The organism is Thalassobius vesicularis (assembly GCF_004799325.1).
Taxonomy (GTDB): Bacteria; Pseudomonadota; Alphaproteobacteria; order Rhodobacterales; family Rhodobacteraceae; genus Thalassobius; species Thalassobius vesicularis.
The window spans coordinates 19,828-45,889 of record NZ_SSMD01000004.1 but is presented as its reverse complement, the minus strand read 5'-3'; the positions used below and the strand labels follow the sequence as shown (position 1 = coordinate 45,889).

The following is a 26,062-nucleotide window of genomic DNA, read 5'->3' as shown; positions in this document are numbered from 1 at the left end:
GCAATTAGCTTTGACGCGAGATAACGAAACGCGCCGCTTCCCGCAAGGTTTCCGCCTCTTCCGCATAGGGTGCCAGCGCCTGGCACGCTTCGTCAATCAAAGCCTGCGCACGGGCCTTGGCGCCCTCCAGCCCCAGCAAGGACACGAATGTCGCCTTGCCGGCCTCGGCATCCTTGCCCACGGCCTTGCCCACGGTTTCGGCATCGCCCTCGACATCCAATATGTCGTCCGCGATCTGAAAGGCCAGCCCCAGCGCCCGTGAATAGGCCCGCAGCGGCGCAACATCCGCCCCCGCCATCACCGGCCCCACCGTCGCCGACCACTCGATCAGCGCGCCCGTCTTGCCCGCCTGCAATTCCGTGATCTGCGCCAACGTCAGCGGCGTGTCAGCGGTTTCGGCAGCAATGTCCAGCGCCTGCCCCAACACCATCCCCTGCGCCCCCACGGCCCGCGCCATGCCCAGCACCAGATCGGCGCGCTGTTGGGCCTCGCCCATCTCGGGGCGCGACAGCAGCTCGAACGCCAGCGATTGCAGCGCATCGCCCGCCAGAACGGCCGTCGCCTCGTCCCATTGCCTGTGCACGGTGGGCAGCCCCCGGCGCAAATCGTCGTCATCCATGCAGGGCAGATCGTCATGCACCAGCGAGTAGGCATGCAACGCCTCGACCGCCGCCGCCGCCCAGATCGCCTGCTCCGGCCCGATCCCGTGCAGCCGCGCCGATTCCAGCACCAGAAAGGCGCGCAACCGCTTGCCCCCCGCGCTGGCATAGCGCATCGCGTCCACGACCGGCACATCGCCCATCGGCGCCATCACGGCGTCCAGATGCGCCTGCACCCGGCTGGCCGCGTCCCTCAGAACCGTCTGGAACACTTAAAAATCGTCCACCTTTTTCAGACCGACCGCATTGCCATCCGCATCCTGAGTGATGACGGCGACCTTTTCCTCGGCCTCATTCAGCGTGGTCGTGCAGCGTTCCTTTAGTTCAGCCCCACGCTGGTACAGCTTGATCGAGTTCTCCAACGTGGCCCTGCCCTGCTCCAGCTCCTCCACGACTTTCTCAAGCTCGGCCATCGCGTCTTCGAACGACATTTCAGTTACGGGGCGGTCGGTCATAAAAGCCTCCTGACAGGTTTCGCCGCCACCATAACGGCGCGGGCGGGCAGGTTCAATTCGCCATCAACGCCTGAACATGCGCCGCCACGCTTGCGCCCAGCGCCTCCAGATCATAGCCGCCCTCCAGCACCGACACGACCCGCCCCCCGGCGACATCGCGCAGCCGCTCGGTCAGCCAGACGTAATCCTCGACCTCCCAGTTCAGCTGCGCCAGCGGATCGGCCCGATGCGCATCGAACCCGGCCGAGATCAACAGCAACCCCGGATCAAACGCCTCCAGCATCGGGAACACCCGCGCCTCGTAGACCCGCCGCATCTCGGCCCCGCCCGAGCCCGGCGCCAACGGCAAGTTCACCACCTGGTCATAGGCCCCACGCTCACCCTCGGCCCCGGTCCCCGGCCACAACGGCGACTGGTGCGAGGAAAAGAACAGCGCGCCCTGCTCATTCCACAGCAGATCCTGCGTGCCATTGCCGTGATGCACGTCGAAATCCACGATGGCGACCCGCTCCACCCCCTGCGCCAAGGCGTGCTTCGCCCCGATCGCGACATTGCCGAACAAACAGAACCCCATCTGCCGCTCGGTCTCGGCATGGTGCCCCGGCGGCCGGCACGCCACAAAGGCATTGCGCATCTCGCCCGCCAGCACCGCATCGACGGCCGCACAAACGCCCCCCACCGCGCGCCGCGCCGCTTGCATGGACCCCGCCGACATCCAGGTATCCTCGTCCAGCGCAACCACGCCGCTCTCCGGCTCCGCCGCCTCGATCCGCCGCAAATACGCCTCGGGATGACACAGCAAGATCTGCGCGTCCGTCCCCAACGGGGCCTCCCTCCGCTCCAGCGCCAACCCCTCCAGCGCCGCCTTGACGGCCCCCAGACGCGCCACCTGCTCGGGATGCCCACGCGGAGTCACATGCCCCAAACAATCGCTATGCATGAACAGACCAGTCGCCAAACCGCCCCTCCCTTCTTTCTGATGAAAAATACTCAATCCGACGGCCGTCGCCCGCTCAGCCCTGCTCGTTCTGGCAGTCGATCGCCCCTTCCAGCGCCACCATCGTGCCGGTCAGGTCGATCACCATCACCTCTCCGCTGTCGTTATACAGCGTCATGGTCTGGCGCGCCGCGATGTCCCACAGGAAATCCGAGTTGTCGAACAGGATGTCCGCACCCGGCACGCCGTCCAGATACATCCCCTTGGCCACGCCGTCATAGGACTGTCCGTCCAGATCGAACGAGATGTCGTACATCTCGCCCTCGACGATATCGCCCCAGTTTTCGTGGAACGCGGTCAGATAGCCCATGCCCTCCAGCCGGTCGAACCCGATCCGCACCAGTACGCCGTTGGTGAACTCGGCCTGGATCAGGCAGCCATTGCCCAGGCTTGGGTCGACCAGAATATCCCAGCCGCCGCCCTCGCCCCAGAACACCAGCTCTTGCGCCTGCACCGGCGCGCACAGCGCCGAGGCCACGGACAGAGCCGCGACGAAACGTTTGAATTCCATGACTTCCTCCCCCTGATCGGGGCGCGCGTGCATGTGCTGGCCCCGTGGGGCCAATCTAGCACGTCTGCCGCAGCCGCAGGGAAAAACCTGCTCAGTCGGGGGCCAGCATATAGCCCGCGCCGCGCACCGTCTGCAAATAGCGCGGCTGCTTGGGGTCGCCCTCGATCTTGCGCCGCAGCCGGGTGATCTGCACGTCCACCGCCCGTTCCTGAGCCTGCCCCCGGTCGCGCCCCAGCTCCTCGACCAGCTTGGTGCGGGTGATCGGCTCGTTCGGGCGGGCGGCAAAGATTCGCATCAGCTGGCTTTCCGTCGCCGTCAGCCGCACCGGGGCGTCGCCCTGCCACAGCTCTCCTCGGTCGATGTCATAGCGGAACGGCCCCAAGGTCAGCACCTTGGGCGCGGTGTCGGCCACCATGACCTCGGGCATCCGCCGCAGAATCGCGTTGATCCGCAGCAACAGCTCTTTTGGCTCGAACGGCTTGGCCAGGTAGTCGTCCGCCCCGGCCTCCAGCCCCTTGATGCGATCCTCGGTCTCGCCCCGCGCGGTCAGCAGCAGGATCGGCGTGCGGATGTCCTGCCGCAAGGCGCGGGTCAGGCTGATCCCGTCCTCGCCCGGCATCATCACGTCCATCACGATCAGGTCGAACTCCAGCCCCGACAGCAGACGCCGCGCATGCGCCGCGTCGCGCGCAGCCGAGACCAGAAAACCGTTCCGGATCAAGTATTTCTGCAACAATCCCCGAATACGCTCATCGTCATCAACGATCAGCAGGTGGGGCTCCACATCACTCATGCACCACTCTCCCTGAGGGCATGATACTTGCGCCGCATGTCGGGGTCCATCATCGCTTCCAGCACCTGACGGAAGCCCGCCACCGCCTGCGGCCCCGCCGCGCGATAGGCCGCCCGCATCCGCGCGCGTTGTGCGTCCGACAGCTTGCGCTCCAGCGCCTCTCCGGCGTCGGTCAGGAACAGGTGCCGCTCGCGCTTGTCGGCAACGCCCACGCGGCTTTCGACCAGCCCGTCCTCGACCAACGAGCGCAGCACGCGGTTCAGCGACTGTTTCGTCACCCCCAACAGGATCAGCAGGTTGTTGACGGTCGTCCCCGGCGCGCGATTGATGAAGTGGATCGCCCGGTGATGCGCCCGCCCATAAGCCAGCCCCGCCAGAATGCGGTCCGGGTCGGCCGTGAACCCCCTGTAGGCGAAATACATCGCCTCGATCCCCTGCCGTAGCTGTTCGTCGGTCAGGAAAAGAAGGTTTTCACCGGTCGTGACGTCAGACATGACTGCCCCTTTTATCGCATACGTGTTCAAATCCTCGCGCCCGGGTCAGCTTAAGTCAGTCTTATTGACATTCCAAGTCTAACTTGATACCGAGTCCAAGGTTTGGCGCAATAAAATGTCCCGTCTGGACGTTACAAGCGCAATTTTCGAAAAGTCTCGCTGCGCTGGAGGAGTGTTTATGTCGACATATGATGATCGTGACGGAAAGATCTGGATGGATGGGCAGATGGTGGATTGGCGCGACGCCAAGGTCCATATCCTGACCCACGCGCTGCACTACGCCTCGTCGGTGTTCGAGGGCGAGCGTTGCTACAACGGCAAGATCTTCCTGTCGCGCAAACACTCCGAGCGTCTGCTGCGTTCCGGTGAAATGATGGACATGCCGATCCCCTACACCGTCGATGAAATCGAGGCCGCCAAGCGCGCGGTGCTGGACGCCAACGGCCTGACCGACGCCTATGTGCGCGTCGTCGCATGGCGTGGTGCCGGCGAAGACATGGGCGTGTCCGCCCGCCGCAACAAGGTCCGCATGGCCGTCACCGCCTGGGAATGGGGCAGCTATTACGGCGACGCCAAGATGAAGGGCGCCAAGCTGGACGTGGCCAAGTGGAAACGCCCCTCGCCCGAGACCATCCCGACTTCGGCCAAGGCTGCCGGTCTTTACATGATCTGCACCATGTCCAAGCACGCCGCCGAGGCCAAGGGCTGCTCGGACGCGATGTTCTTTGACTACCGCGGCTACGTCGCCGAAGCGACCGGCGCCAACATCTTCTTCGTCAAGGACGGAGAGGTCCACACCCCGCTGCCCGACGCGATCCTGAACGGCCTGACCCGCCAGACCGTCATCGGCATGCTGAAGGAAAAGGGCATCACCGTCCACGAGCGCCACATCCTCCCCGAGGAGCTGGACAGCTTCGAGCAGTGCTGGCTGACCGGCTCGGCCGCCGAGGTCACCCCCGTGGGCCAGATCGGCGACTGGACGTTCGAGGTCGGCGCGCTGACCCGCGAAATCTCGGACGCGTACGAGAAACTGGTGCGCAGCTGATCGCACCTGATCCCGACAGCGCCGGCCCCCATGGCCGGCGTTTTCATTTGTAGGTCATAGACCAACAAACTTAGCAGATAGGTTGGATTTCGGTTTTCACTGCCAATATCGACATTGGCGAGTTTAGCGAGCGCTCGAACCAGTTCTGCACCCACTCTTGGGAATGAGAAGTACAAATAAGCCATGTACTCTCAGACAGTTGCTTCCATCCAGAAAAACTACGCACACACTTTTGGGTTTGTGCTTCTGACGTACGCTGAGTTTCTTTCAATACCACGACATATTTTTGCATGGTCATAACCTCTTTGTTCACGCAACCACCCGGTGCGCGTTTGGTTTTACCAATCCTTGACCTTGCAACACGTTTCTGAGCAAACTCAGAACTGTGCCTGGATAGCACTTAGCCAAGGATTGGCGACATTACGTCGGGGGCTTTGCCCTCGACGTTTTTGTTTCCGAGCATCCTACAACGCTGAGACCCTATGTCTTGTGGTGCACTCAGCCCGAGTCACAATTTAGGCGTCCGGGACCTACTCGACAACTTGTAATATGTGGGCATACCCTGTGGTTGCAATCAAGATAACGAGGCGTGACAGCCTCGTTCCCACTCAGAAATCGACGCCGCGCTGCGCCTTGATTCCGGCCTGATAGGGATGCTTCACCTCGGTCATTTCGGTGACCAGATCGGCGTAATCACACAGCAGTTGCGGCGCGTCGCGCCCCGTCAGGATCACGCTGGTCCGGCCCGCGCGGCGCTGCAACCCCTCCAGCACTTGTTCCGGCGTAAGGTACTGATACCGCAGGGCAATATTGATCTCGTCCAGCACGATCAGGTCGTAATTGCCGCTTTCCATCATCTCGCACGCTTTGGCAAAGGCCGCCGTCGCAGCGGCGATATCACGGTCGCGGTCCTGCGTGTCCCAGGTGAAACCCTCGCCCATCGTGTGCCAGTCGATTCCGCCAAGCCGTTGAAAAAATTGGCGTTCTCCGGTGATCCAGCTGCCCTTGATGAACTGCACGACACCCACGGTTTTCTTCCAACCCAGCGCCCGAACGATCACGCCAAAGGCCGACGAGGACTTGCCTTTGCCGTTTCCGGTGTGGATCAGCACCAGCCCGCGATCGGGGTCCTGGGCCTCAGCCACCTTGTCGCGGTGGGCCTTTTGCATCGCCTGCATCTTCTGCTTGTGATCGTCGCTCATGTCGGTCTCCTGTGTCGCGCTGCCCTGATACAACAAAGGCCGGGGATTGCCACCCCGGCCTTCATCTTTTTGAAAACGCTTGGAAAATCAGGACGGGCTCATGCCACGCAGACGTTCCGAGCGGCGGCGCAGCAGCTCGACCGTGGCCAACAGCGCGATCGAGATCAGCACCAGGATCGTCGCCACGGACAGGATCGCCGGGCTGATTTGCTCGCGGATACCGTTCCACATCTGGCGCGGGATCGTTTGTTCATCCAAGCCGCCGACGAACAGCACCACCACCACTTCGTCGAACGAGGTGACGAAGGCGAACAGCGCGCCCGAGATCACGCCCGGCAGGATCAGCGGCATCTGCACGCGGCGGAACGTGGTCACCGGATCGGCGCCCATGCTGGCCGCGGCGCGGGTCAGCGAGTGGTCAAAGCCCACCAGCGTGGCCGTTACCGTGATGATAACAAAGGGAATCCCCAGCGTGGCGTGGGCCAGAACGACGCCCAGATAGGGGATGCCCCAATCCTGGATCGAGATCGCCGAGTAGAAGAAGAACAGACCCGTCGCGACGATGATGATTGGCACGATCATCGGCGAGATCAGGATCGCCATGATGACCCGGCGTGCCGGCATCTCGGGGCGGGACAGGCCCAGTGCGGCCACGGTGCCCAGACCCGTCGCCAGGATCGTCGAGAAGAAACCGATGATGACCGAGTTCTTTGCAGCATTGATCCACGCGGCGTTTTCCCAGGCATCCGCCCACCAACTGGTGTCGCGCGGGGCGTCGGGGGCCAGCATCCCAAAGGTCAGCAGCAGGTCGTACCAGCGCGTCGAGTATCCCTCGGCGTCAAAGGCCAACATCTTGTCGGTAAAGGTAAAATACGGTTCCGCGTTGAAGCTGAGCGGGATCACCACCAGGATCGGCGCGATCAGGAACAGGAAGATCAGACCGCAGATCACCAGGTAGGCGTAGTGCCAGGCTTTCTCCAGCGGATCGGCATAAGACGGAAGTGCCATACGTGTCTCTCCTTAGCCCAGTTTCAGGTTATCGATGCCGATCAGTCGATCGTACAGCCAGTACAGAACCATGACGCAACCCAGCAGGATCGCCGCCAGCGCGGCCGCAAGGGACCAGTTCAGCGATTTCTGCATGTGGAACGCGATCAGGTTCGAGATCAGCTGACCATCCGCGCCACCGACCAGCGCCGGGGTGATGTAGTAGCCAACCGCCAGAATGAACACCAACAGCGCGCCCGCACCGATCCCCGGTGCCGTCTGCGGAAAGTAGATCCGGCGGAACGCGGTCCAGCTGGTTGCACCCAGACTGCGCGCGGCGCGCACATAGGACGGGTTGATCGGACGCATCACCGAGTACAGCGGCAGAACCATGAAAGGCAGCAGGATATGCGTCATCGCAACCATCGTGCCCATCTGGTTATACATCATCTGCAGGCGGTTCTCGTCGCCAAGCAGGCCCATGCCGACCAGGGCATCGTTCACAACCCCTTGGGATTGCAGCAAAATCATCCAGCTTGTTGTTCGCACCAGCAACGAGGTCCAGAACGGCAGCAACACCAGGATCATCAGCAGGTTCGAGTAGCGCAGCGGCAGTGTCGCCAGCAGATGCGCGATCGGATACGCCAGGATAAAGGTCATCAGCGTGATCATGATCGACAGTTTCAGCGTGCGCCAGAACAGCTTCACATAGACCTGACGCGCTTCCTCCACGTTCACGATATTGCCGTTCACATCCTTGGTGCGGTCGATAGCGGCCAGATAGAAATTCGCGGTATAGGCCGAGGTCGCATCGCGCATCACGCGCCACAGCTCGGGGTCGGCCCAGTCTTTGTCCAGCTTGATGATCGCCTCTTTGAAGGGCGGTTTCAGCTTTTCGGCCCCACGCGCGGCCTTGGTGAACATCGAGCGCGAGCCGGATTTTTCATAGTTGATCCGGGTGCCGGCCTGGCCAGCAGCGCGCAGATCCTTCAGGACAACCAAGTCGGCGGCCAGCGCAGCATAGGCGGCCTCGTCCGGTTCGGTGCCCAACGGGTTCGCATCGAACCACGTTTTCAAATTCGTCATGATCGGGGTGCGAACGCCCGAGCCGATATCCTCGTTGACGGTAAACCCTTCGTTATAAAAGGATTTATGCAGCATTTGACCGATCGGCATCACGAACGTGATCAGGATGAAGGCCAGAAGCGGCAGCACCAGAAAGAAAGCCCGGCGTTTTGCATGGGCCTGCGCCTTTGCCAGCGCCCGCTTCAGCGGTTTGCCGTCGGCAGTAGTCAGAAGCTGTCCGTTCGCACTTGCGTCGGTCATCTTGGATTGCACCTTTCCCCGTGGTGGGCCGGGCCTTTGTCGGCCCGTGCCCTGCAGTGATGGGTGCCCCCGGTCAGGCCGGGGGCCTCCGTGCGATTACTTCGCCAGCCAGGCGTTGAAGCGCTCGTTCAGCTCGGCGTCCTTGTCGACCCAGAACTCGAAGTTGTTGACCAGAGCGTTGCTCAGGTTCGCAGCTGCGGTCGGCATGTGGGGTGCCATCTCGGTCTTGCCGTCCGAGTACTTGCCCACCATTGCGCCCGACGACTTACGTGCAGGACCGTACGAGATCCACGAAGCCTGATCGGCCAGACGCTGGGTGTCGGTTGCGAAGGCGATGAACTTCATCGCGTTTTCCTTGTTCGGGGCGCCTTTGGGCACAACGAACAGGTCGAAGTCCATCATCTGGCCGTCCCAGATCACGACCAGCGGCTGGTTTTCAGCAACGGCAGCGTTGAAGATACGGCCGTTATACGCGGTCGACATGGCGACTTCGCCGTCGGCCAGCAGCTGCGGCGGCTGTGCGCCGGCTTCCCACCAGACGATGTCCGACTTGATCTTGTCCAGTGCAGCAAAGGCACGGTCGACGCCTGCATCAGTTTCCAGCAGGGCGTAAACTTCGCCAGCGGGGACGCCATCGCCCATCAGAGCCATTTCCAGGGTCGCCTTGGCCGACTTACGCAGGCCGCGCTTGCCGGGGAACTTGGCGGTGTCGAAGAAATCCGCGATGGTGGTCGGCTTGTCGCCCGAGAACGCGTTCGCGTTGTACGACACGACGGTCGACCACACGATGTTCGCAACAGCGCAATCGGTCAGAGCGCCATCGATGAAGTCTTCGGAGGCGGGGGTGCCATCTGGTGCCGGCGGCAGCATCGACAGATCGATGGTTTCCAGCAGGCCTTCGTCGCACAGACGAACGGCGTCCGAGTATTCCACGTCAGCCACGTCGACCGACACGTTGCCGGCTTCGACCTGTGCCTTGATCGGGGTGCCGGGGTTGTCGGCGTCGATCGAGACGACCTTGATGCCGGTCTCTGCGGTGAACGGCTTGTGGTAGGCTTCCACCTGCGACTTCGTGTAGGCGCCGCCCCACGACATCACGGTGACTTCCTGAGCCTGCGCGGCAAAGGCAACGGCGGTCAGTGCCGATGCCAGAAGTGCAGTCTTGAGCTTCATTATCATAACTCCCTTTGATGCCCGTCGATTGGATTTCAGAGGCGGCGAAACGGGCAACATGTCCACCCCTCCTTGAACATCGCGAACCCGGGCTAGCCGGGTCCGCGAGAAACTCAGGCGTCCAGTGCCCGGCAATCGCCCGGCAGCCAGCCGATCTGGATCTGCTGACCGGGGGTCAGGCGAACCTGGTCGGGGGCGTTACGGGTCTTGACGACGAAATCGTCATTGCCAGCAACCCGCAGACGCGTGCGGAAGATATCGCCCATGTAGATGAACTCCAGCACCTCGGCTTTCAGCGTGTGCGCGCCGGGCTGCAGGCGGTCCTTGTTGAACTCGACACGTTCCGGGCGGATCGAGACGCGGGTCTTTTCGCCCGGCTTCGATACGTTGACCGGCTTGGCGTCGATCAGCTCTCCGTCGGTCAGTTTGACCACGCAGCGATCGGTGCCCTTCATCTCGACAACGGTGCCTTCCAGCGTGTTGTTCTCGCCGATGAACTGCGCGACAAAGCTGTTCTGCGGTTCTTCGTACAGGACATCCGGCGGGGCCAGCTGTTGAATACGGCCATCGTCAAACACGGCGACGCGGTCCGACATGGTCAGCGCCTCGGTCTGGTCGTGGGTCACGTAGACGGTGGTGATGCCCAGCTCGTGCGCCAGACGGGTGATTTCGAACTGCATGTGTTCGCGCAGCTGTTTGTCCAGTGCGCCCAGCGGTTCGTCCATCAGCACCAGCTCGGGCTGGAACACCAGCGCACGGGCCAGCGCGATACGTTGCTGCTGACCGCCCGACAGTTGAGCGGGGCGGCGGTTGCCAAAGGCCCCCATCTGCACCATGTCCAGCGCGCGCTTGATCTTTTCCTCGCGCTCGGACTTGCCCATGCCCCGCACTTCCAGCGGGAAGGACAGGTTTTCGGCCACGGTCATGTGCGGGAACAGAGCATAGTTCTGGAACACCATCCCGATACCGCGCTTGTGCGGCGGGATGTTGTTGATCGGTTTTCCATCCAGCAGGATTTCGCCATGCGTGGCGGTTTCGAACCCGGCCAACATCATCAGACAAGTTGTCTTGCCCGAGCCCGACGGTCCAAGCATCGTCAGGAATTCGCCCTTGGGCATGGATAGGTTCAAATCTTTGACGACAAGTGTTTCGCCGTCATAGCTTTTTTGGACACGGTCAAAGATGACGAAACCGTCTTTCGGCGTTGTGTCAGGCAAGAGACCCCCCGTGGGTTCTGTTTTTTGTTTATTTGCTGAGCATCAGCCAACACGAAGCACGACCGATTTTCAACACCCAAAGCGACCGAATTTCGTGAACTTGCAGGACATCCGCCCGAAAATAGAACGATAAGCAGCCAATTCTCCTGCCACGGCAACGACTCGCCCGGACGGCGTTCTTTGCGCCGTTTTTCCGGACCCACCGCAGGCCGAAGAACAGCGTCAGATTGGCACCCCTTACCCGACGTTCAGGGGTTCGCCGCGACGCTTTTAGGCAATTTCCGACATTTTTTCGCGACACCCTTTGGCCGGGGCAAAGCCTGACCACCCCCACGCAAGGGGCGCTCATGTTTTGGGCGCTTACGCAAGGTTATCTCAGGGGCGCAGCACACCCAGCCGGGACTCGGTCAGCGAGGACACGAAAACGCTGCCGTCAGCGGCCGTCACGGCCCCCGTGGTCAGCGCATAGCCGCCCGAGGGGTCCTGCAATGTCTCCAGCACGGTGCCATCTGCCGCGATTCGCAGCACGAATCCGTAGCGCTCCGGCGCGGGTTTCATCGAGTCAGGCAGCCGCAGAATCGCCCGTCGCAGGCCGGGACGGTCCGAGAGTTTGTCCATCAGAGCGTTGCGCGGGCTGACCAGACCAACCCAGAACGAACCATCCTGTGCCGGGTTGATGTTGTCTGGAAAGCCCGGCAACCGGCCGATTACCAGCTCGCGCTGACTGCCATCGGGGGCATAGCGCCAGACGCTGTAGGTGCCCGTCTCGACGACATAGACGCTGCCGTCTGGCCCCACCGCCAGGCCATTGGGAAAGGTCAGGCCGTCGCTGAACAGCGTCGTCTGCTCGGTCACCGGGTCGTATTTCAACACGCGCCCGTTGTCCGAATGTTCCAACAGGTCCAGCACCGAGGCGCGCAGCGTGCCGCCATTCGCCTCGGCCCCGAAACGGGTCGAGGCATCGGTGAAATAGACGGTGCCATCCTCGGCCACGTCCACATCATCGGCGTAAAGGATTGGCGTGCCATCCGCATGGTCGGCCAGCAGGCGAACGGCCCCGTCCGGCGTGATCGCCAGCAGCCCGCGATAGGCATCCGCAACATAGAGCGTGCCATTCGGCCCGAACTCCAGCCCCAGCGGCCGCCCGTTCGTCTGCGCGAACACCTCGGCCGCGCCGCCGGATTGGGCAAGGCGCAGGATCTCTCCGTCATGGGTGGCGACATACAGCAGGCCGTCAGGCCCGATGGCCACGTCCTCGGGGCCTTTGCGCCCGGCCAGGTCCAGGAATTCCAACTGACCCAGCCGGTCGTTCGGGGCAAACGCGTCGATGTATCCGGGGTTATGGGGGGCTTCCCAGCTTTCTGGCTGCGCAGGCACCGGCCAATAAGCCAAATATCCCGCACAGACCGCCGCGACGATCCCCCAAAGCCCCAAAACAGACCGCATCAACCACTCCTTCAACGGGAGGGCGGTTGTGTGCTTAGTTGGCCGCCTCCCACAAGCCTGCATCCTTAACGCGAGCCATCCCCTCGTCAAGCGACTTTACCGCGCGCTCGATCAGAACATCGACCTCGGCGCGAGTGATCACCAGCGGCGGGCTGATGATCATACGGTCACCGACGTGGCGCATGATCAGGTTGTTGGCAAAGCACCGCTCGCGGCAAATGTAACCCACAGAGCCCGCATCGGCGGCGAACTTGGCGCGGCTTTCTTTGTGCGGCGTCAGCGCGATCGAGCCCATCATGCCCACGATCTTGGCTTCGCCCACCATCGGGTGGTCGGCCAGAGCCTCCCACTTCTGTTTCAGATAGGGGGCGATGTCGTCACGGACGTACTCGACGACCTTTTCCTCTTGCAGGATGTTGATGTTTTCCAGCGCTACGGCAGCGGCCACCGGGTGGGCGTTATAGGTATAGCCGTGGTTGAACTCGCAGGCGCCGATCACACTGGCGACCTCGTCATTCACGATCGAGCCGCCGATCGGCTGATACCCCGAGGACAGCCCCTTGGCGATGGTCATGATATCCGGGGTCCAGCCCACGGTCTCAGAGCCGAACCAGTTGCCGGTACGGCCGAAACCACAGATCACCTCGTCCGCGATCAGCAGGATTTCGTACTTGTCACAAATGCGTTTGATTTCCGGCCAGTAGGTCTCGGGCGGGACGATCACGCCGCCCGCGCCCTGCACCGGTTCCGCGATGAAGGCCGCAACGTTGTCCTCGCCCAGATCGTGGATCGCTTGCTCCAGCTGGCGCGCGCGTTCCAGCCCGAATTCCTCGGGGGACATGTCGCCGCCTTCGGCCCACCAGTTGGGCTGGTCGATGTGATAAACGTCGGGAATCGGCAGGCCGCCTTGTGCGTGCATTCCGCCCATACCGCCCAGCGAGGCCCCGCCCAGAGTCGAGCCATGATAGGCATTCTTCCGGCTGATGATGATTTTTTTGGTCGGTTTGCCTTTTTCCGCCCAGTAGGTGCGCACCATGCGGATGTTGGTGTCATTCGCCTCGGATCCCGAGCCCGCGTAGAACACGTGGTTCAGGTCGCCCGGCGCGACTTCGGCCAGCTTCTGGCTCAGCGCGATGGCGGGGACGTGGGTCGTCATGAAGAAGGTGTTATAATACGGCAGCTCGGCCATCTGGCGGGCGGCGGCCTGCACCAGGCGGTCACGGCCATAGCCCACGTTCACGCACCACAGACCGGCCATGCCGTCGATGATCTTGTTGCCTTCGCTGTCCTGAATCCACACGCCATCGGCGCTGGTAATGACACGCGCGCCCTTGGCGGCCAGCTCGTTCTGGGTCGAGAACGGGTGCATGTGGTGGGCCGCGTCCAGCTTCTGCAGTTCCGCGGTGGGCATGTGATTGGTGATGATCGTCATCTCGGGCCTCGTCTAGTGGGGGATGCGCGAATCCGGCCGCACTGGCCGGTTCGGCGCGCTTGACCCTAGAATATGATCAAATTTGCGACTGTCAATCGAATCAGTCAGAGACCGCATTAGGGGTCAGTACGCCCCTGACTTGCTCCATCCCTTGCAACATGTCCTGCTGACAGGCGCGGGCGGCAGCTTCGGCATCACCGGCGCGCATCGCGGCCAAAAGGTCCTTGTGCAGGTCGGGCAAATTCTGGGTGCCCAAGCGCCCGCAAACCACCCGCAACGAGGGGCCGAACCGCAGCCACAACCCCTCGGCCATTGAGGCCAGGATCGGCGCGTCCGCCATCTGGTAAATGCGGGCGTGGAAACGGTAGTTATACTCCAGATATGCCTGCAGATCGCCCCGGCTGATGGCCTGATCCAGGGCCGCATCCAGACGGGTCAGATCGGCCAGGTCGGCAGGCGTGGCACGCTGCGTGGCACGCGCGCCAAGATCGGACTCAAGCCATTGACGGGCATAGATAATTTCTGCGATATTCTCGGCAGTCAGCAGGGGTACGATGACCCGGCGGTTGCCCTGGAAATCCAGCGCACCCTCGGCGATCAGGCGGCGGATGGCTTCGCGCACCGGGGTCATGCCGGCCTCCAGCCTTTCGGTCAGGCCCTGAATGGTCACCGGCTGACCCGGAGCGATCTCTCCGAACAGGATCTGTTCGCGCAATTTCCGATAGATCAGTTCATGCGCCGGAGGGCGCGCGGACCCTGTTTCTTTGCCGATCACTTTTTGGGCGTTGCCATCCATGCTGCCACTTTTCTCCGCATATGCATCAAACCACTTCTTGCGAGTTTAATGGACCCGTGAAAACATTACCATATTGCCTTGACCGGCAATTTTTGATCAAATTTGGATGAACGGGAAAAAACAGTCCCGAAATCCAAGGGGAGTATACCAATGATGAAACGCCTGCTGACTATGACGGCCGCTGCCGCGCTGTTCGCCGGGGCCGCCACTGCAGAAGAAGTGCGCGTGTACAACTGGTCGGACTATATCGACGAAGAACTGCTGGCCAAATTCGAAGCCGAAACCGGCATCAAACTGATCTACGACGTGTTCGACAGCAACGAAGTCCTCGAGACCAAGCTGCTGGCCGGCGGGTCGGGCTATGACGTGGTGGTGCCCACCGGCACCTTCCTGCAACGCCAGATCCAGGCGGGCGCGTTCCAGAAACTGGACATGGCGCAGCTGCCGAACATCGGCAACATGTGGGACGTGGTCGCCAAGCGCACCGCACAATACGATCCCGGCAACGAATACTCGATCAACTACATGTGGGGCACCACCGGCCTGGGCGTGAACCTGGGCAAGGTCAAAGAGGCCCTGGGCGAAGACGCCCCGATCGACAGCTGGGACCTGGTGTTCAAGCCCGAGAACATGGAAAAGCTGGCCGGCTGCGGCGTGCACTTCCTGGATGCGCCGTCCGAGATGATCCCGGCCGCGCTGAAATACATCGGCGAAGACCCCAACAGCCACGATCCGGACGTGATCGCCAAGGCCGAGGCCGTCTACATGGCCATTCGTCCCTACATCCAGAAATTCAACAGCTCGGAATACATCAACGCGCTGGCCAATGGCGACATCTGTGTGGCCGTGGGTTGGTCGGGTGACGTTCTGCAGGCCCGTGACCGCGCCGCCGAGGCCGACAACGGCGTCGAGATCGCCTACAACGCGCCCAAGGAAGGCGCTCAGATGTGGTTCGACCAGATGGCCATTCCGGTTGATGCTCCGAACGCACACGGCGCGCACGTGTTCCTGAACTTCATCATGGACGCGAACAACATGGCTGCGGCCTCGAACTACGTCTACTACGCCAACGGCAACAAGGCCTCGCAAGAGTTCCTGGCCGAGGACGTGATCGGCGATCCGGCGATCTATCCGTCGCCCGCCGCGCTGGACAACCTGTTCACCACCACGCCCTACGACGCCAAGGTTCAGCGCGTCGTGACCCGTATGTGGACCAAGATCAAGTCGGGCACGTAAGACCCGGACAACCAACAGGCCCGCGCAAACCCTTGCGCGGGCCATTTTTATGACGGGGACACAGGCATGGCACAGACAGTTTTCGCACCCTGGAACGATCCGCAGGCTAAGCCGCTGATCCAGTTCAAGAACGTCACCAAGCGATTTGGCGACTTCACCGCGATCGACAACCTTTCGCAGGATATTTACGAGCGCGAATTCTTCGCCCTGCTCGGCCCGTCGGGCTGCGGCAAGACGACGATGATGCGGATGCTGGCGGGCTTTGAGAACCCGACCGAGGGACAGATCCTGATCGCAGGTCAGGACATGGCGGGCGTCCCCCCGAACGAGCGCGCGGTGAACATGATGTTCCAGTCCTACGCGCTGTTCCCGCACCTGACCGTCTGGGACAACATCGCCTTCGGCCTGAAGCGGATGAACATGCCCAAGGATCAGCTGAACGCCCGCGTCGAGGACATGCTGCGCCTGACCCGCCTGACCAAATTCGCAAAGCGCAAGCCGCACCAGATTTCCGGCGGCCAGCGTCAGCGCGTGGCCCTGGCCCGGTCGCTGGCCCGTGCGCCGAAACTGCTGCTGCTGGACGAACCCCTTGGCGCGCTTGACAAAAAGCTGCGCGAGGAAACCCAGTTCGAACTGATGGACATCCAGGAAAAGACCGGCACCACCTTCGTCATCGTGACCCACGACCAGGAAGAAGCGATGACCGTCGCCAGCCGCGTTGCCGTCATGGACGAAGGCCGCATCATGCAGGTCGCCACCCCCGCCAACATCTACGAAGAGCCGAACTCGGTCTACGTGGCCGACTTCATCGGGGATGTGAACATCATCCAGGGCAAGGCGCACAAGACCAGCGCCGACGGCTATGACATCGCCTGGGCCGAGGGGCATGAACCCTTCCACGCCAAGACCTCGATCCAGCTGGACGAAGGCCAAAACGCCTTCATCGCCATCCGGCCCGAGAAGATCTCGGTCAGCCCCGACAAACCCGAAGGCGCCGTCAACGCCATCAAGGGCCAGATCGTGGACATCGCCTATCTGGGCAACGTGTCCACCTATCACGTTCGCATTCCGGGCGGGCTGGTGATCAAGGCGCAAGCCGCCAACACCCGCCGCCTGTCGCGCCGCGCCTTCACCTGGGAGGACGAGGTCTGGCTCAGCTGGACGCTGACCGGCGGCTCGGTCCTGAGTGAATAAGATGCGGCGCCTGTTCCTCATCTCCGTCCCGTATGTGTGGCTGCTGGCGCTGTTCCTGGTGCCGTTCCTGATCGTGCTGAAAATCGCACTGTCGGACACAGCGCTGGCCATCCCGCCCTACATCCCGACGCTGGACCTGTCGGACGGTTGGGAAGGCATCAAAGCCTTCTTCGCCGAGCTGGATTTCGAGAATTTCGTCTTCCTGACCGAGGATTCGCTCTACTGGAAATCCTACCTCTCCAGCCTTCAGATCGCCGCCATTTCCACCCTGCTGACGCTGCTGGTCGGCTATCCGGTGGCCTACGGCATGGCAATGGCCCCCGACGAATGGCGCCCGACGCTGATGATGCTGGTGATCCTGCCGTTCTGGACCAGCTTTCTGATCCGCGTCTATTCGTGGATGGGCATCCTGTCGCAAGAGGGGTTCCTGAACCAGTTCCTGCTGTGGACCGGGCTGATTTCCGAACCGCTGATGATCCTGAACACCAAGACCGCCGTCTACATCGGCATCGTCTACACCTACCTGCCGTTCATGATCCTGCCGATCTACGCCGCGCTGGAAAAGCTGGACGGATCGCTGCTCGAAGCGGCCGAGGATCTGGGCTGTTCGCGCCTCAAAGCGTTCTGGCTAGTCACGATCCCGCTGTCGAAAAGCGGCATCATCGCCGGGTCGTTCCTGGTCTTCATCCCCGCGCTGGGTGAGTTTGTGATCCCGTCGCTGCTGGGTGGCTCGGGCACGCTGATGATCGGCAAGGTCCTGTGGGAAGAATTCTTCTCGAACCGCGACTGGCCGGTGGCTTCGGCCGTGGCCGTTGTCCTGCTGTTGCTGCTGATCATCCCGATCATCCTGTTCCAGCGGAACGAGCAGAAAGAGCGGGAGAAAGACCAATGAGACGCTTCACCTGGTTCAACGCCACCTCGCTGACCTTCGGCTTTGCCTTCCTCTACATGCCGATGGTGATCCTGATCATCTACAGCTTCAACGCCTCCAAACTGGTGACGGTCTGGGCGGGTTTCTCGACCAAATGGTATGGCGAGTTGCTGTCCAACCAAGCCTTCCTTGATGCCGCATGGGTGACATTGCGCGTCGGCGTGGCCAGCTCGACCCTGGCGACGGTTCTGGGCACGATGGCCGCCTATGTGCTGGTCCGCGCGGGCCGGTTCCACGGCCGCACGCTGTTTTCGGGCATGATCTACGCCCCGCTTGTCATGCCCGAGGTGATCACCGGCCTTTCGCTGCTGCTGCTGTTCATCGGTATCGGTCTGGATCGCGGCATTTTTACCATCATCCTGGCGCACACGACCTTTTCGATGTGCTACGTGTCGGTGGTGGTGTCCTCGCGCCTCGTCAGCTTCGACAAATCGCTAGAGGAGGCCGCGCTGGACCTCGGCTGCTCGCCCTTCACGGCGTTCCGTCTGGTGACCCTGCCGATCATCGCGCCTGCGGTGGTGTCGGGGTGGCTGCTGGCCTTCACCCTGTCGCTGGATGACCTTGTGATCGCGTCGTTTACCGCCGGTCCGTCGGCCACCACCCTGCCGATCAAGATCTTCTCGGCGGTGCGTCTGGGCGTCAGCCCGGAAATCAACGCCCTGTCCACGATCATGATCTCGATCGTCGCCGTCGGGGTGATCAGCGCCTCGATCATCTCCAAGCGCGCGGCGATCAAGCAGCAACAAGAAGAGATGGCAGCCGTCCGGTCATCATGAAACGCATCCTGTCCGATTTCGCCTATGGCGAGGGCCCCAATGCCGCGTGCTATTGGGGCCCTACCGCGCTAGGCCCCCGCGAAACGCCCAAGGCGCAGGGGGAAAACCGCACGCAGGTCGCCATCGTCGGCGGCGGCTTCACCGGCCTGTCCGCCGCGCTGCATCTGGCGCAGGCGGGCGTTTCCGTCCGCGTGCTCGAGGCGGAAACACCCGGCTGGGGCGCTTCGGCGCGCAACGGCGGGTTCTGCTGTCTGGGCGGGACCGCCCTGCCCGGTTCGATGATCCGCAAACGACATGGCGAGGACGGGTTGCACCACTGGCGCGCCACTGAAATCGCCGCGATCGACACCGTGCGCGGCCTGCTGTCCGCCCACCAGATCGAGGCCGAAACCCATTCTGAGGGCGAGACGATCCTCGCCCATTCCGCCCACGCGATGCGGGCACTGCGCAAGGAACAGGCGCAGATCGAGGGCGAATACGGCTTCCAGACCACCCTGCTGGAAAAGGCCGACCTGCCCGCCCACGGCATGAATGGGCGCTATCACGGCGCGCTGACCATGCCGCACGGCTTTGGCCTGAACCCACGCCTGTATGTCGACGGTCTGGCCCGCGCCGCTCTGAAATCCGGGGCCAAGATCCACGCCCACAGCGCCGTCCTGTCCGTCAAGCGCGAGGGGCAGGGCTATCGCCTGGCCACCGCAGCGGCCCGCATCAGGGCCGACAAGGTGATCTTCGCCACCAACGGCTACTCGTCCGAGGACGTGCCCGACTGGATGCGCGGCCGCTTTCTGCCGCTGCAATCCAACGTCATCGTGACCCGTCCGCTGACCGATCAGGAAATCGCCGACGGCTGGCACAGTACCCAGATGGCCTATACCCATCAGACCCTGCTGCATTACTTCCGCCTGATGCCCAACGGGCAATTCCTGTTCGGGATGCGCGGCGGCTTGCTGTCCGGCCCGCGCTCCTTCGCCAATCTGCAAAAACGCATCCGCAAGCAGTTCGAGCGCGCCTTCCCCTTCTGGAAACACGTCGAAACGCCCTACAGCTGGAACGGCGCGCTGGCGTTTTCGCACAAGCTGTCACCGTTTGTCGGCCCGATCCCGGAAATGCCCGGCGCCTTTGCGGGCTTTGCCTATCACGGCAACGGCGTGGCGATGGGCACCCATGCGGGGGCCATTCTGGCGAAGCTGGCGATGGGCCGCGACCCCGGCCCGCATTACCCCGCCATGATGCAGACGGAACCCAAACGCTTCCCGCTGGGCGCGCACCGCCGGATGCTGATGCTGCCCGCCTACATCGCCGCGGCGATCAGCGGCCAGTAACCGCTAGCCCTGCGGCGTCATCCCTTCGCGCGACTTCGAACGCTTCAGCCCCAGCCTGCTTTCGCGCCAGATGATCAACACGCCCGCACTGATCACGATGGCCGCCCCCAGCAGCATCCGGCCCGTCGGCACCTCGGCGAACACGAAATAGCCGATCAGGATGGCGAAAATCATCGAGGCATAGTCGAACGGCGCCACCACCGACGCCCCCGCGAACCGATAAGCCGAGGTCAGGAAAATCTGCCCCAACCCGCCCAGCAGCCCCGCCGTCACCAGCAGCGCCGCCTCTTGCCCGTTGGGCATCACCCAGCCAAACGGCAGCGTCAGCAGCGACAGCGACGTCGCTGTCAGCGAGAAATAGAACACGATGGCCGAGGTCTGCTCGACCTGCACCAGCTTACGCACGTAGATCTGCGCCAGCGCGGCGCAAACCGCCCCCATCAGCGTCAGGATTGCACCCACCGCCTCGGTCATCTGCACGGTTTCCTCGCTCAGCAGGGTCAGGCGCGGAGCCAGGATGATCAGCACCCCCATCAGCCCCAGCGCGACCGAGGCCAGACGGAACACGCCCACCTGCTCGTTCAGGAACATCGCCGCAAAGATGACCACCAGCAGCGGTGCGGCATAGCCGATGGCCGTCACCTCGGGCAGCGGCAGCAGGCCCAGACCGGCGAACATGAACCCCATCGCCGCCGTCCCCATCAATCCGCGCCAGAAATGCGCCAGCCGCGATTGCACTTTCAGCCCGGTGCGCAGATCGCCCCGCACCGCCAGCCAGGCAAAGATCACCGGAATGGCAAAGAACGACCGGAAAAACACCGCCTGACCGGGTGGCACATGCGGGGCCGTCGCCTTGATCAGCGATGACATGATGATGAACAACAGCACCGAGCACAGCTTCAGTGCGATCCCTTTGACTGGTTGCATGGGGTCCCTCTCGCGCGTGGGGACAGGCTGGCGCGTGCGTGGACAAAGGTCAATCCGGCCAAGGCCCTTGAATCTGGGGAAATCCATGCCAAAACGGAATGGCCGCAATGCAACAAAGGGGTCTGCGCCATGTATCCGACGAATTACCTTGTCAGCCGCCTGTCTCTGGGCGCGGATCAGACCCCCAAGAAGGTCTTTGCCACCCGTCCCGGCCTGTCGGACGTGACCTATGCGGAATTGTTCCAAGGCGCGCAGCAACTGGCGCAAAAGCTGATGGGCGCGGGCCTGCAACCGGGTGATCGCGTCGCCGTTCAGGTCGAAAAGACCTTGGAGGCCGTGCAGCTGTATCTGGGCACTGTGCTGGTGGGCGGGATCTTTCTGCCGCTCAACACCGCCTATACGGGGGCCGAGGTCGCCTATTTCGTCGGTGACGCCACCCCGCGCATCCTGGTCTGTGATCCCGCGCGTGTGTCGGAACTGACCCCGCTGGCAGGTGACGCCACCGTCTACACGCTGGACAAGGCAGGCGCCGGGTCGCTGACCGCCGATCTGCCCGCGCTGGACCCCTCGTTTGAACCCGTCGCGCGCGGGGCCAATGATCTGGCCGCGATCCTTTACACCTCGGGCACCACGGGCCGATCCAAGGGCGCGATGCTCAGCCATAAGAACCTCGCCTCCAACTCGGAATCCCTGCGCGACCTGTGGCGCTTCACCGATCAGGACGTGCTGATCCACGCCCTGCCGATCTTCCACACCCACGGCCTGTTCGTGGCCACCAACGTGGCCCTGTTGGCCGGGGCCTCGGTCGTGTTCCTGCCGAAATTCGACGCCGAGGCGATCCTGAACGCCATGCCCCGCGCCACCGCGCTGATGGGCGTGCCCACTTTCTACACCCGCCTGCTGGACAGCCCCCGCCTGACGCTGGAGCAGGCCAAGAACATGCGCCTGTTCATCTCGGGCTCGGCCCCCCTGCTGGTCGACACCCATGAAAAATGGGAGGAACGCACCGGCCACCGCATCCTCGAACGCTACGGGATGACCGAAACCAACATGTCCACCTCGAACCCCTATGATGCCGAGCGTCGCGCTGGCACCGTCGGCTTCCCCCTGCCGGGCGTCGAACTGCGCATCATGGACGAGGGGGCCGAGGTCGCCCAGGGCGAGATCGGCGTCATCGAAGTGCGCGGCGACAACGTGTTCCAGGGCTACTGGCAGATGCCCGAGAAAACCGCCGAAGAGCTGCGCCCCGACGGCTGGTTCATCACCGGCGACCTGGCCACCCGTGACGCCGACGGCTACGTCACCATCGTCGGCCGCGCCAAGGATCTGATCATCACCGGCGGCTTCAACGTCTACCCCAAAGAGCTGGAGTCGCTGATCGACGACATCCCCGGCGTGCTGGAAAGCGCCGTGATCGGCGTCCCGCACAAAGATTTCGGAGAGGCCGTCGTCGCCGTCGTCGTCCCCGCAGACCCCGCCCTGACCCTGAACCAGATCGAGGCCGTCACCGCAACCCAGCTGGCGAAATTCAAGCAGCCGAAGAAAATCATCTTCCTGCCGGAACTGCCTCGCAACACGATGGGCAAAGTCCAGAAAAAGGCCCTGCGCGAGGACTACAGCAGCCTTTTCGCCTGAAAACTCACGGAAAATTGCGCAGCAACCTGTGGCTGGTCTGCACGGATCGGCCATTCGCCGCCGTGCTGCCGACACGTCATCGGCGCGCTTTGGCCGACGCTTTTGGCCCCCCTCCTGCCCATGCAACGGAAACCCTATCTGACCCGTTGAACAAAGAACGGCCCGAATGAAACGGGACCGGAGGCAGTTAGGAAAGGACTGAAAAAATGACCCTGAAACACATTCTGCTGGGCACCATCGGCGCAACCATGATCGCGGCCCCCGCGGCTTTCGCAGGCTCGGTGACCCCCGCACCCGCGGACCCCGTCGTCGCCACCCCGGTGGCTGTCGCGCTGACCGGCGACTGGACCGGCGGTTATGTCGGTGGCCAGATCGGCTTTGGTGACGTGGATGCCGGCGGCAGCGACAGCGGCGCCATCGGCGGCCTGACCATGGGCTATGACCACGACTTCGGCACCTGGGTGCTGGGCGCGGGCATCGACTACGATTTCGCCGACATCACCGCAGGCGGTAACACGCTGGAAAACATGGCCCGCCTGAAAGTCCGCGCTGGTTATGACATGGGTGCCGGTCTGCTCTACGCCACCGCCGGCGCCGCACGCGCCGACATCGACACGCTGGGCAACGACACCGGCTACTTCGCCGGTATGGGCTACGAGCACATGGTGACCGAGAAGATCTCGGTCGGCGGCGAGGTCCTGTACCACGCCTTCGACAACTTCAACGGCTCGGGCACCGACGTCGAGGCAACCACCGCCCAGGTTCGCGCAACTTTCCGCTTCTGATCCCCCCGAAGCGCGCGAACGGGGCGTCCCTCAGGGGGCGCCCTTTTTTACGCGCCGCTTTCTTTGAAAGAAAGCGGTCCGAAATCTTTCAAAGATTTCGGCACCCCCTCAGACGTCCGGCAAGTCCATCGACGCCAGAAACTTCGCCGCATCCAGACGAAAGTCGTTGTAGATCACCTCACCCTCGGCACTGATCACGATAAACCACGGGGTGCCGGCCGTCCGAAAATCCTCCATCACGCTCGGCTGCTCGGCACCCTCAGGCACTGGGTCGTACCCAAACGGAATGCTCAGCCCATAACGCAGCTGGTTCTTCGCCGTCTGATCGCCCGCGTCCTTCTTGGCCGAAGATCTGAACGCAGTCTGGATCGCGGCAAACCCCACGCCTTGCCCGGCCAGCCGATCCACTAGCAGCCGCAATGTCGGAAAACCCCGGCTGTGACAGCCGGGGCACCAGTCCTGAAAACAGAACAGGACCTTCATCCCTTCGCCCAGATCGGCCAGCTGCAGCGGGGCCATCGCCGCCCCATCCGGCCCGATCCAGACTGGCACGCGCAATTCGGGCGCGGGCCGATGGTTAATGCCAAAGCTCATCCGCGCTTCGGCAGCACCCAATCGGGGCGCGCAAAGTGGCAGGTATAGCCATTCGGCAGCCGCTGCAGGTAATCCTGATGCTCTGGCTCGGCATCCCAGAAATCACCCACCGGCTCGACCTCAGTCACCACCTTACCCGGCCACAGGCCGCTCGCCTCCACATCCTTGATCGTGTCCAGCGCGCATTCCTTCTGCGCCTCGTCGACATAGTAAATGGCCGAGCGATAGCTCATCCCCAGATCATTCCCCTGCCGGTTCACCGTGGTCGGGTCGTGGATCTGGAAAAAGAACTCCAGCAGCGCCCGATAGCTGGTCTTGGACGGGTCAAACCAAATCTCGATCCCCTCGGCATGGGTGCCGTGATTGCGATAGGTCGCATTCGGCACGTCCCCGCCCGTGTACCCCACCCGCGTGCGCAACACGCCCGGTTTGTGCCGGATCAGCTCCTGCATCCCCCAGAAACAACCGCCCGCCAGAACTGCGCGTTCTTCCATCACACGTCCTCCACCTGGTTCAAATATTCGCCGTAGCCTTCGGCCTCCATGTCGTCGCGATGCACGAACCGCAAAGAGGCCGAGTTGATGCAATACCGCAGCCCGCCGCGATCCTTGGGCCCGTCCGGGAACACATGCCCCAGATGGCTGTCCCCGTGGGTCGAGCGCACCTCGACCCGCACCATCCCGTGGCTCAGGTCACGCTTCTCAGCGATGTGCGCGGGCTCGATCGGCTTGGTGAAACTGGGCCAACCGCAACCGGATTCGTACTTGTCCGACGAAGCAAACAGCGGCTCCCCGCTCACGATATCCACGTAAATCCCCGGAGCCTTATTGTGCAGCAACCGCCCCGTGCCCGGCCGCTCGGTCCCGCTTTCCTGCGTCACCCAATGCTGCTCGGGCGTCAGCGACGCGATGACATCGGGATTGCGCTCGTATTTGGCCATGTGGTCCTCCGTCCTTGTCAGCAGCATTAAATGGCGCATCCGCGCGATTTTGGAAGGGGGCTTCGCGCTCACCCTTTCGTCAAGACACTGAACCAGCCTCTAACAAGGCTCAATTCGCGCCACAGCCCACCGCGCCGCATCGGCCACCGTGGGATCAGGATCGTCACACAGACCCCGCGCCACCCCGGCCAACGCCACGTCCCCGGAATTGCCGATGGCATAAAGGACATTGCGCACGAACCGATCCCGCCCGATCCGCTTGATCGGACTGCCGCTGAACATCGCCCGAAACGCGGCATCGTCCAGCACCGCCAACTCGGCCAGCCGTGGCGCAATCAACTCGTCACGCGCATGATACCGCACCTCGCGCGCCTCGACGGCGAACTTGTTCCACGGACAAGCGGCCAGACAGTCATCGCAGCCATAGATGCGGTTGCCCAGCATCGCGCGCAGATCCTCGTCCACCGGCCCGTGATGCTCGATCGTCAAGTAAGAGATACAGCGCCGCGCATCCAGCTGATACGGCGCCGGAAAAGCCCCGGTCGGGCACACATCCTGACAGGCGGTGCAACTGCCGCAATGATCCACCTCGGGCGCATCCACCGGCAGCTCCAGCGTGGTGAAGATCGACCCGATAAAGAACCAACTCCCCAGTTCCCGGCTGACCAGATTGGTGTGCTTGCCCTGCCAGCCCAGCCCCGCCGCCTGCCCCAGCGGCTTTTCAGCGACCGGAGCAGTATCGACGAACACCTTCACCTCGCCGCCAGCCTCGGCAATCAGCCACCGCGCCAGCCGCTTCAGCCGCTTCTTGACCAGATCGTGGTAATCGCGGTTCTGCGCATAGACCGAGATCGCCCCCCGGTCCCCCTGCCCGATCACCGCCATCGGATCATGCTCCGGCGTATAGCTCTCGCCCAGCACGATCACCGATTTCGCCTCGGGCCACAGCGCCTGCGGATCGCCGCGCCAGGCCACCCGCTCCTCCATCCAGCGCATCTGCCCGTGCCGCCCAGCCTCAAGAAACGCCGCCAGCCGTCCCGGCACCTGCGGAATCGCATCCGGCGCACAGATCCTGCACGCGTCAAACCCCTCTGCCAAAGCCTGCTGGATCAAACGCGCCTTCATGCCTTCTTCTTTTCCCAAATATCCCGGGGGGAGTCGCCACAGGCGACGGGGGGCTGGCCCC

General features: G+C 62.8%; 27 protein-coding genes. 8 read left to right on the top strand and 19 right to left on the bottom strand.

Annotated features, from left to right (window positions below; translation table 11 throughout):
- Positions 1-4: 4 nt before the first annotated feature.
- From E7681_RS09140 to E7681_RS09115, 6 genes are all read right to left on the bottom strand, one after another.
- A complete protein-coding gene (locus E7681_RS09140) occupies positions 5-871 on the bottom strand; it encodes a polyprenyl synthetase family protein (protein WP_425471380.1) in 867 nt (288 codons plus the stop codon).
- On the bottom strand, positions 872-1,114 hold the full coding sequence (locus E7681_RS09135; RefSeq protein ID WP_136338985.1) for an exodeoxyribonuclease VII small subunit: 243 nt from the start codon (positions 1,112-1,114) through the stop codon (positions 872-874). It abuts the gene before it with no gap.
- A 52-nt stretch (positions 1,115-1,166) separates the two neighbouring features.
- The gene (locus E7681_RS09130; protein WP_425471379.1) at positions 1,167-2,072 is read right to left on the bottom strand and encodes a histone deacetylase family protein; all 906 of its coding nucleotides are present in this window, start codon (positions 2,070-2,072) and stop codon (positions 1,167-1,169) included.
- A 55-nt stretch (positions 2,073-2,127) separates the two neighbouring features.
- The gene (locus E7681_RS09125) at positions 2,128-2,622 is read right to left on the bottom strand and encodes a hypothetical protein (protein ID WP_136338983.1); all 495 of its coding nucleotides are present in this window, start codon (positions 2,620-2,622) and stop codon (positions 2,128-2,130) included.
- Positions 2,623-2,713: 91 nt separating this feature from the next.
- A complete protein-coding gene (locus E7681_RS09120) occupies positions 2,714-3,415 on the bottom strand; it encodes a response regulator (RefSeq protein WP_136338982.1) in 702 nt (233 codons plus the stop codon).
- Positions 3,412-3,909, bottom strand: coding sequence for a MarR family winged helix-turn-helix transcriptional regulator (locus E7681_RS09115; RefSeq protein ID WP_136338981.1), 498 nt, complete (start codon positions 3,907-3,909; stop codon positions 3,412-3,414). Before E7681_RS09115 ends, E7681_RS09120 begins: the two co-directional genes overlap by 4 nt.
- 178 nt (positions 3,910-4,087) lie before the next feature.
- Between E7681_RS09115 and E7681_RS09110 the strand changes: the two genes are divergently transcribed.
- Positions 4,088-4,954 carry a branched-chain amino acid aminotransferase gene (locus E7681_RS09110; protein WP_136338980.1) on the top strand — a complete coding sequence of 289 codons (867 nt, stop codon included), beginning with the start codon at positions 4,088-4,090 and terminating at the stop codon, positions 4,952-4,954.
- Positions 4,955-5,562: 608 nt separating this feature from the next.
- On the opposite strand, the gene cobO is transcribed toward E7681_RS09110, so the two are convergent.
- From cobO to E7681_RS09070, 8 genes are all read right to left on the bottom strand, one after another.
- Positions 5,563-6,156, bottom strand: coding sequence for a cob(I)yrinic acid a,c-diamide adenosyltransferase (cobO, locus tag E7681_RS09105; RefSeq protein WP_136338979.1), 594 nt, complete (start codon positions 6,154-6,156; stop codon positions 5,563-5,565).
- Positions 6,157-6,243: 87 nt separating this feature from the next.
- Positions 6,244-7,164 carry an ABC transporter permease gene (locus tag E7681_RS09100; RefSeq protein WP_136338978.1) on the bottom strand — a complete coding sequence of 307 codons (921 nt, stop codon included), beginning with the start codon at positions 7,162-7,164 and terminating at the stop codon, positions 6,244-6,246.
- Positions 7,165-7,176: 12 nt separating this feature from the next.
- A complete protein-coding gene (locus E7681_RS09095; protein WP_136338977.1) occupies positions 7,177-8,469 on the bottom strand; it encodes an ABC transporter permease in 1,293 nt (430 codons plus the stop codon).
- Between the two features lie 96 nt (positions 8,470-8,565).
- Positions 8,566-9,642, bottom strand: coding sequence for an ABC transporter substrate-binding protein (locus E7681_RS09090; protein ID WP_136338976.1), 1,077 nt, complete (start codon positions 9,640-9,642; stop codon positions 8,566-8,568).
- A gap of 113 nt (positions 9,643-9,755) precedes the next feature.
- Positions 9,756-10,859 (bottom strand): ABC transporter ATP-binding protein, encoded by a 1,104-nt coding sequence (locus tag E7681_RS09085; RefSeq protein ID WP_136338975.1) that lies wholly within the window; start codon positions 10,857-10,859, stop codon positions 9,756-9,758.
- 375 nt (positions 10,860-11,234) lie between these two features.
- Positions 11,235-12,305: an SMP-30/gluconolactonase/LRE family protein gene (locus E7681_RS09080; protein WP_136338974.1), complete on the bottom strand. Its 1,071-nt coding sequence runs from the start codon at positions 12,303-12,305 to the stop codon at positions 11,235-11,237.
- A 34-nt stretch (positions 12,306-12,339) separates the two neighbouring features.
- Positions 12,340-13,737: an aspartate aminotransferase family protein gene (locus tag E7681_RS09075; protein ID WP_136338973.1), complete on the bottom strand. Its 1,398-nt coding sequence runs from the start codon at positions 13,735-13,737 to the stop codon at positions 12,340-12,342.
- A 100-nt stretch (positions 13,738-13,837) separates the two neighbouring features.
- The gene (locus E7681_RS09070) at positions 13,838-14,533 is read right to left on the bottom strand and encodes a GntR family transcriptional regulator (RefSeq protein WP_136338972.1); all 696 of its coding nucleotides are present in this window, start codon (positions 14,531-14,533) and stop codon (positions 13,838-13,840) included.
- 150 nt (positions 14,534-14,683) lie between these two features.
- On the opposite strand from E7681_RS09070, the gene E7681_RS09065 reads away from it, so the two are divergent.
- The 5 genes from E7681_RS09065 to E7681_RS09045 all read left to right on the top strand — a co-directional run bounded on the left by E7681_RS09065 (position 14,684) and on the right by E7681_RS09045 (position 19,995).
- Positions 14,684-15,769 (top strand): polyamine ABC transporter substrate-binding protein, encoded by a 1,086-nt coding sequence (locus tag E7681_RS09065; protein WP_136338971.1) that lies wholly within the window; start codon positions 14,684-14,686, stop codon positions 15,767-15,769.
- 66 nt (positions 15,770-15,835) lie between these two features.
- Positions 15,836-16,963: an ABC transporter ATP-binding protein gene (locus tag E7681_RS09060; protein WP_136338970.1), complete on the top strand. Its 1,128-nt coding sequence runs from the start codon at positions 15,836-15,838 to the stop codon at positions 16,961-16,963.
- A gap of 1 nt (position 16,964) precedes the next feature.
- A complete protein-coding gene (locus tag E7681_RS09055) occupies positions 16,965-17,855 on the top strand; it encodes an ABC transporter permease subunit (RefSeq protein ID WP_136338969.1) in 891 nt (296 codons plus the stop codon).
- The gene (locus tag E7681_RS09050; RefSeq protein WP_136338968.1) at positions 17,852-18,670 is read left to right on the top strand and encodes an ABC transporter permease; all 819 of its coding nucleotides are present in this window, start codon (positions 17,852-17,854) and stop codon (positions 18,668-18,670) included. Before E7681_RS09055 ends, E7681_RS09050 begins: the two co-directional genes overlap by 4 nt.
- The gene (locus tag E7681_RS09045; RefSeq protein WP_136338967.1) at positions 18,667-19,995 is read left to right on the top strand and encodes an NAD(P)/FAD-dependent oxidoreductase; all 1,329 of its coding nucleotides are present in this window, start codon (positions 18,667-18,669) and stop codon (positions 19,993-19,995) included. Before E7681_RS09050 ends, E7681_RS09045 begins: the two co-directional genes overlap by 4 nt.
- 3 nt (positions 19,996-19,998) lie before the next feature.
- Here the strand turns inward: E7681_RS09045 and E7681_RS09040 are convergent, their stop codons facing one another.
- Positions 19,999-20,922, bottom strand: a complete 924-nt coding sequence (locus E7681_RS09040) for a DMT family transporter (RefSeq protein ID WP_136338966.1) — start codon at positions 20,920-20,922, stop codon at positions 19,999-20,001.
- 129 nt (positions 20,923-21,051) lie between these two features.
- On the opposite strand from E7681_RS09040, the gene E7681_RS09035 reads away from it, so the two are divergent.
- Positions 21,052-22,557, top strand: a complete 1,506-nt coding sequence (locus tag E7681_RS09035) for a malonate--CoA ligase (protein WP_136338965.1) — start codon at positions 21,052-21,054, stop codon at positions 22,555-22,557.
- Between the two features lie 206 nt (positions 22,558-22,763).
- Positions 22,764-23,342, top strand: coding sequence for an outer membrane protein (locus E7681_RS09030; RefSeq protein WP_136338964.1), 579 nt, complete (start codon positions 22,764-22,766; stop codon positions 23,340-23,342).
- 108 nt (positions 23,343-23,450) lie between these two features.
- Here the strand turns inward: E7681_RS09030 and E7681_RS09025 are convergent, their stop codons facing one another.
- From E7681_RS09025 to queG, 4 genes are all read right to left on the bottom strand, one after another.
- On the bottom strand, positions 23,451-23,936 hold the full coding sequence (locus E7681_RS09025; protein WP_136338963.1) for a peroxiredoxin family protein: 486 nt from the start codon (positions 23,934-23,936) through the stop codon (positions 23,451-23,453).
- Positions 23,933-24,430, bottom strand: coding sequence for a peptide-methionine (S)-S-oxide reductase MsrA (gene msrA / locus E7681_RS09020; RefSeq protein WP_136338962.1), 498 nt, complete (start codon positions 24,428-24,430; stop codon positions 23,933-23,935). Before msrA ends, E7681_RS09025 begins: the two co-directional genes overlap by 4 nt.
- The gene (msrB, locus tag E7681_RS09015; RefSeq protein WP_136338961.1) at positions 24,430-24,876 is read right to left on the bottom strand and encodes a peptide-methionine (R)-S-oxide reductase MsrB; all 447 of its coding nucleotides are present in this window, start codon (positions 24,874-24,876) and stop codon (positions 24,430-24,432) included. The genes msrA and msrB overlap by 1 nt, the downstream gene beginning before the upstream one ends.
- A 99-nt stretch (positions 24,877-24,975) precedes the next feature.
- On the bottom strand, positions 24,976-26,001 hold the full coding sequence (gene queG / locus E7681_RS09010; protein WP_136338960.1) for a tRNA epoxyqueuosine(34) reductase QueG: 1,026 nt from the start codon (positions 25,999-26,001) through the stop codon (positions 24,976-24,978).
- Positions 26,002-26,062 lie beyond the last annotated feature (61 nt).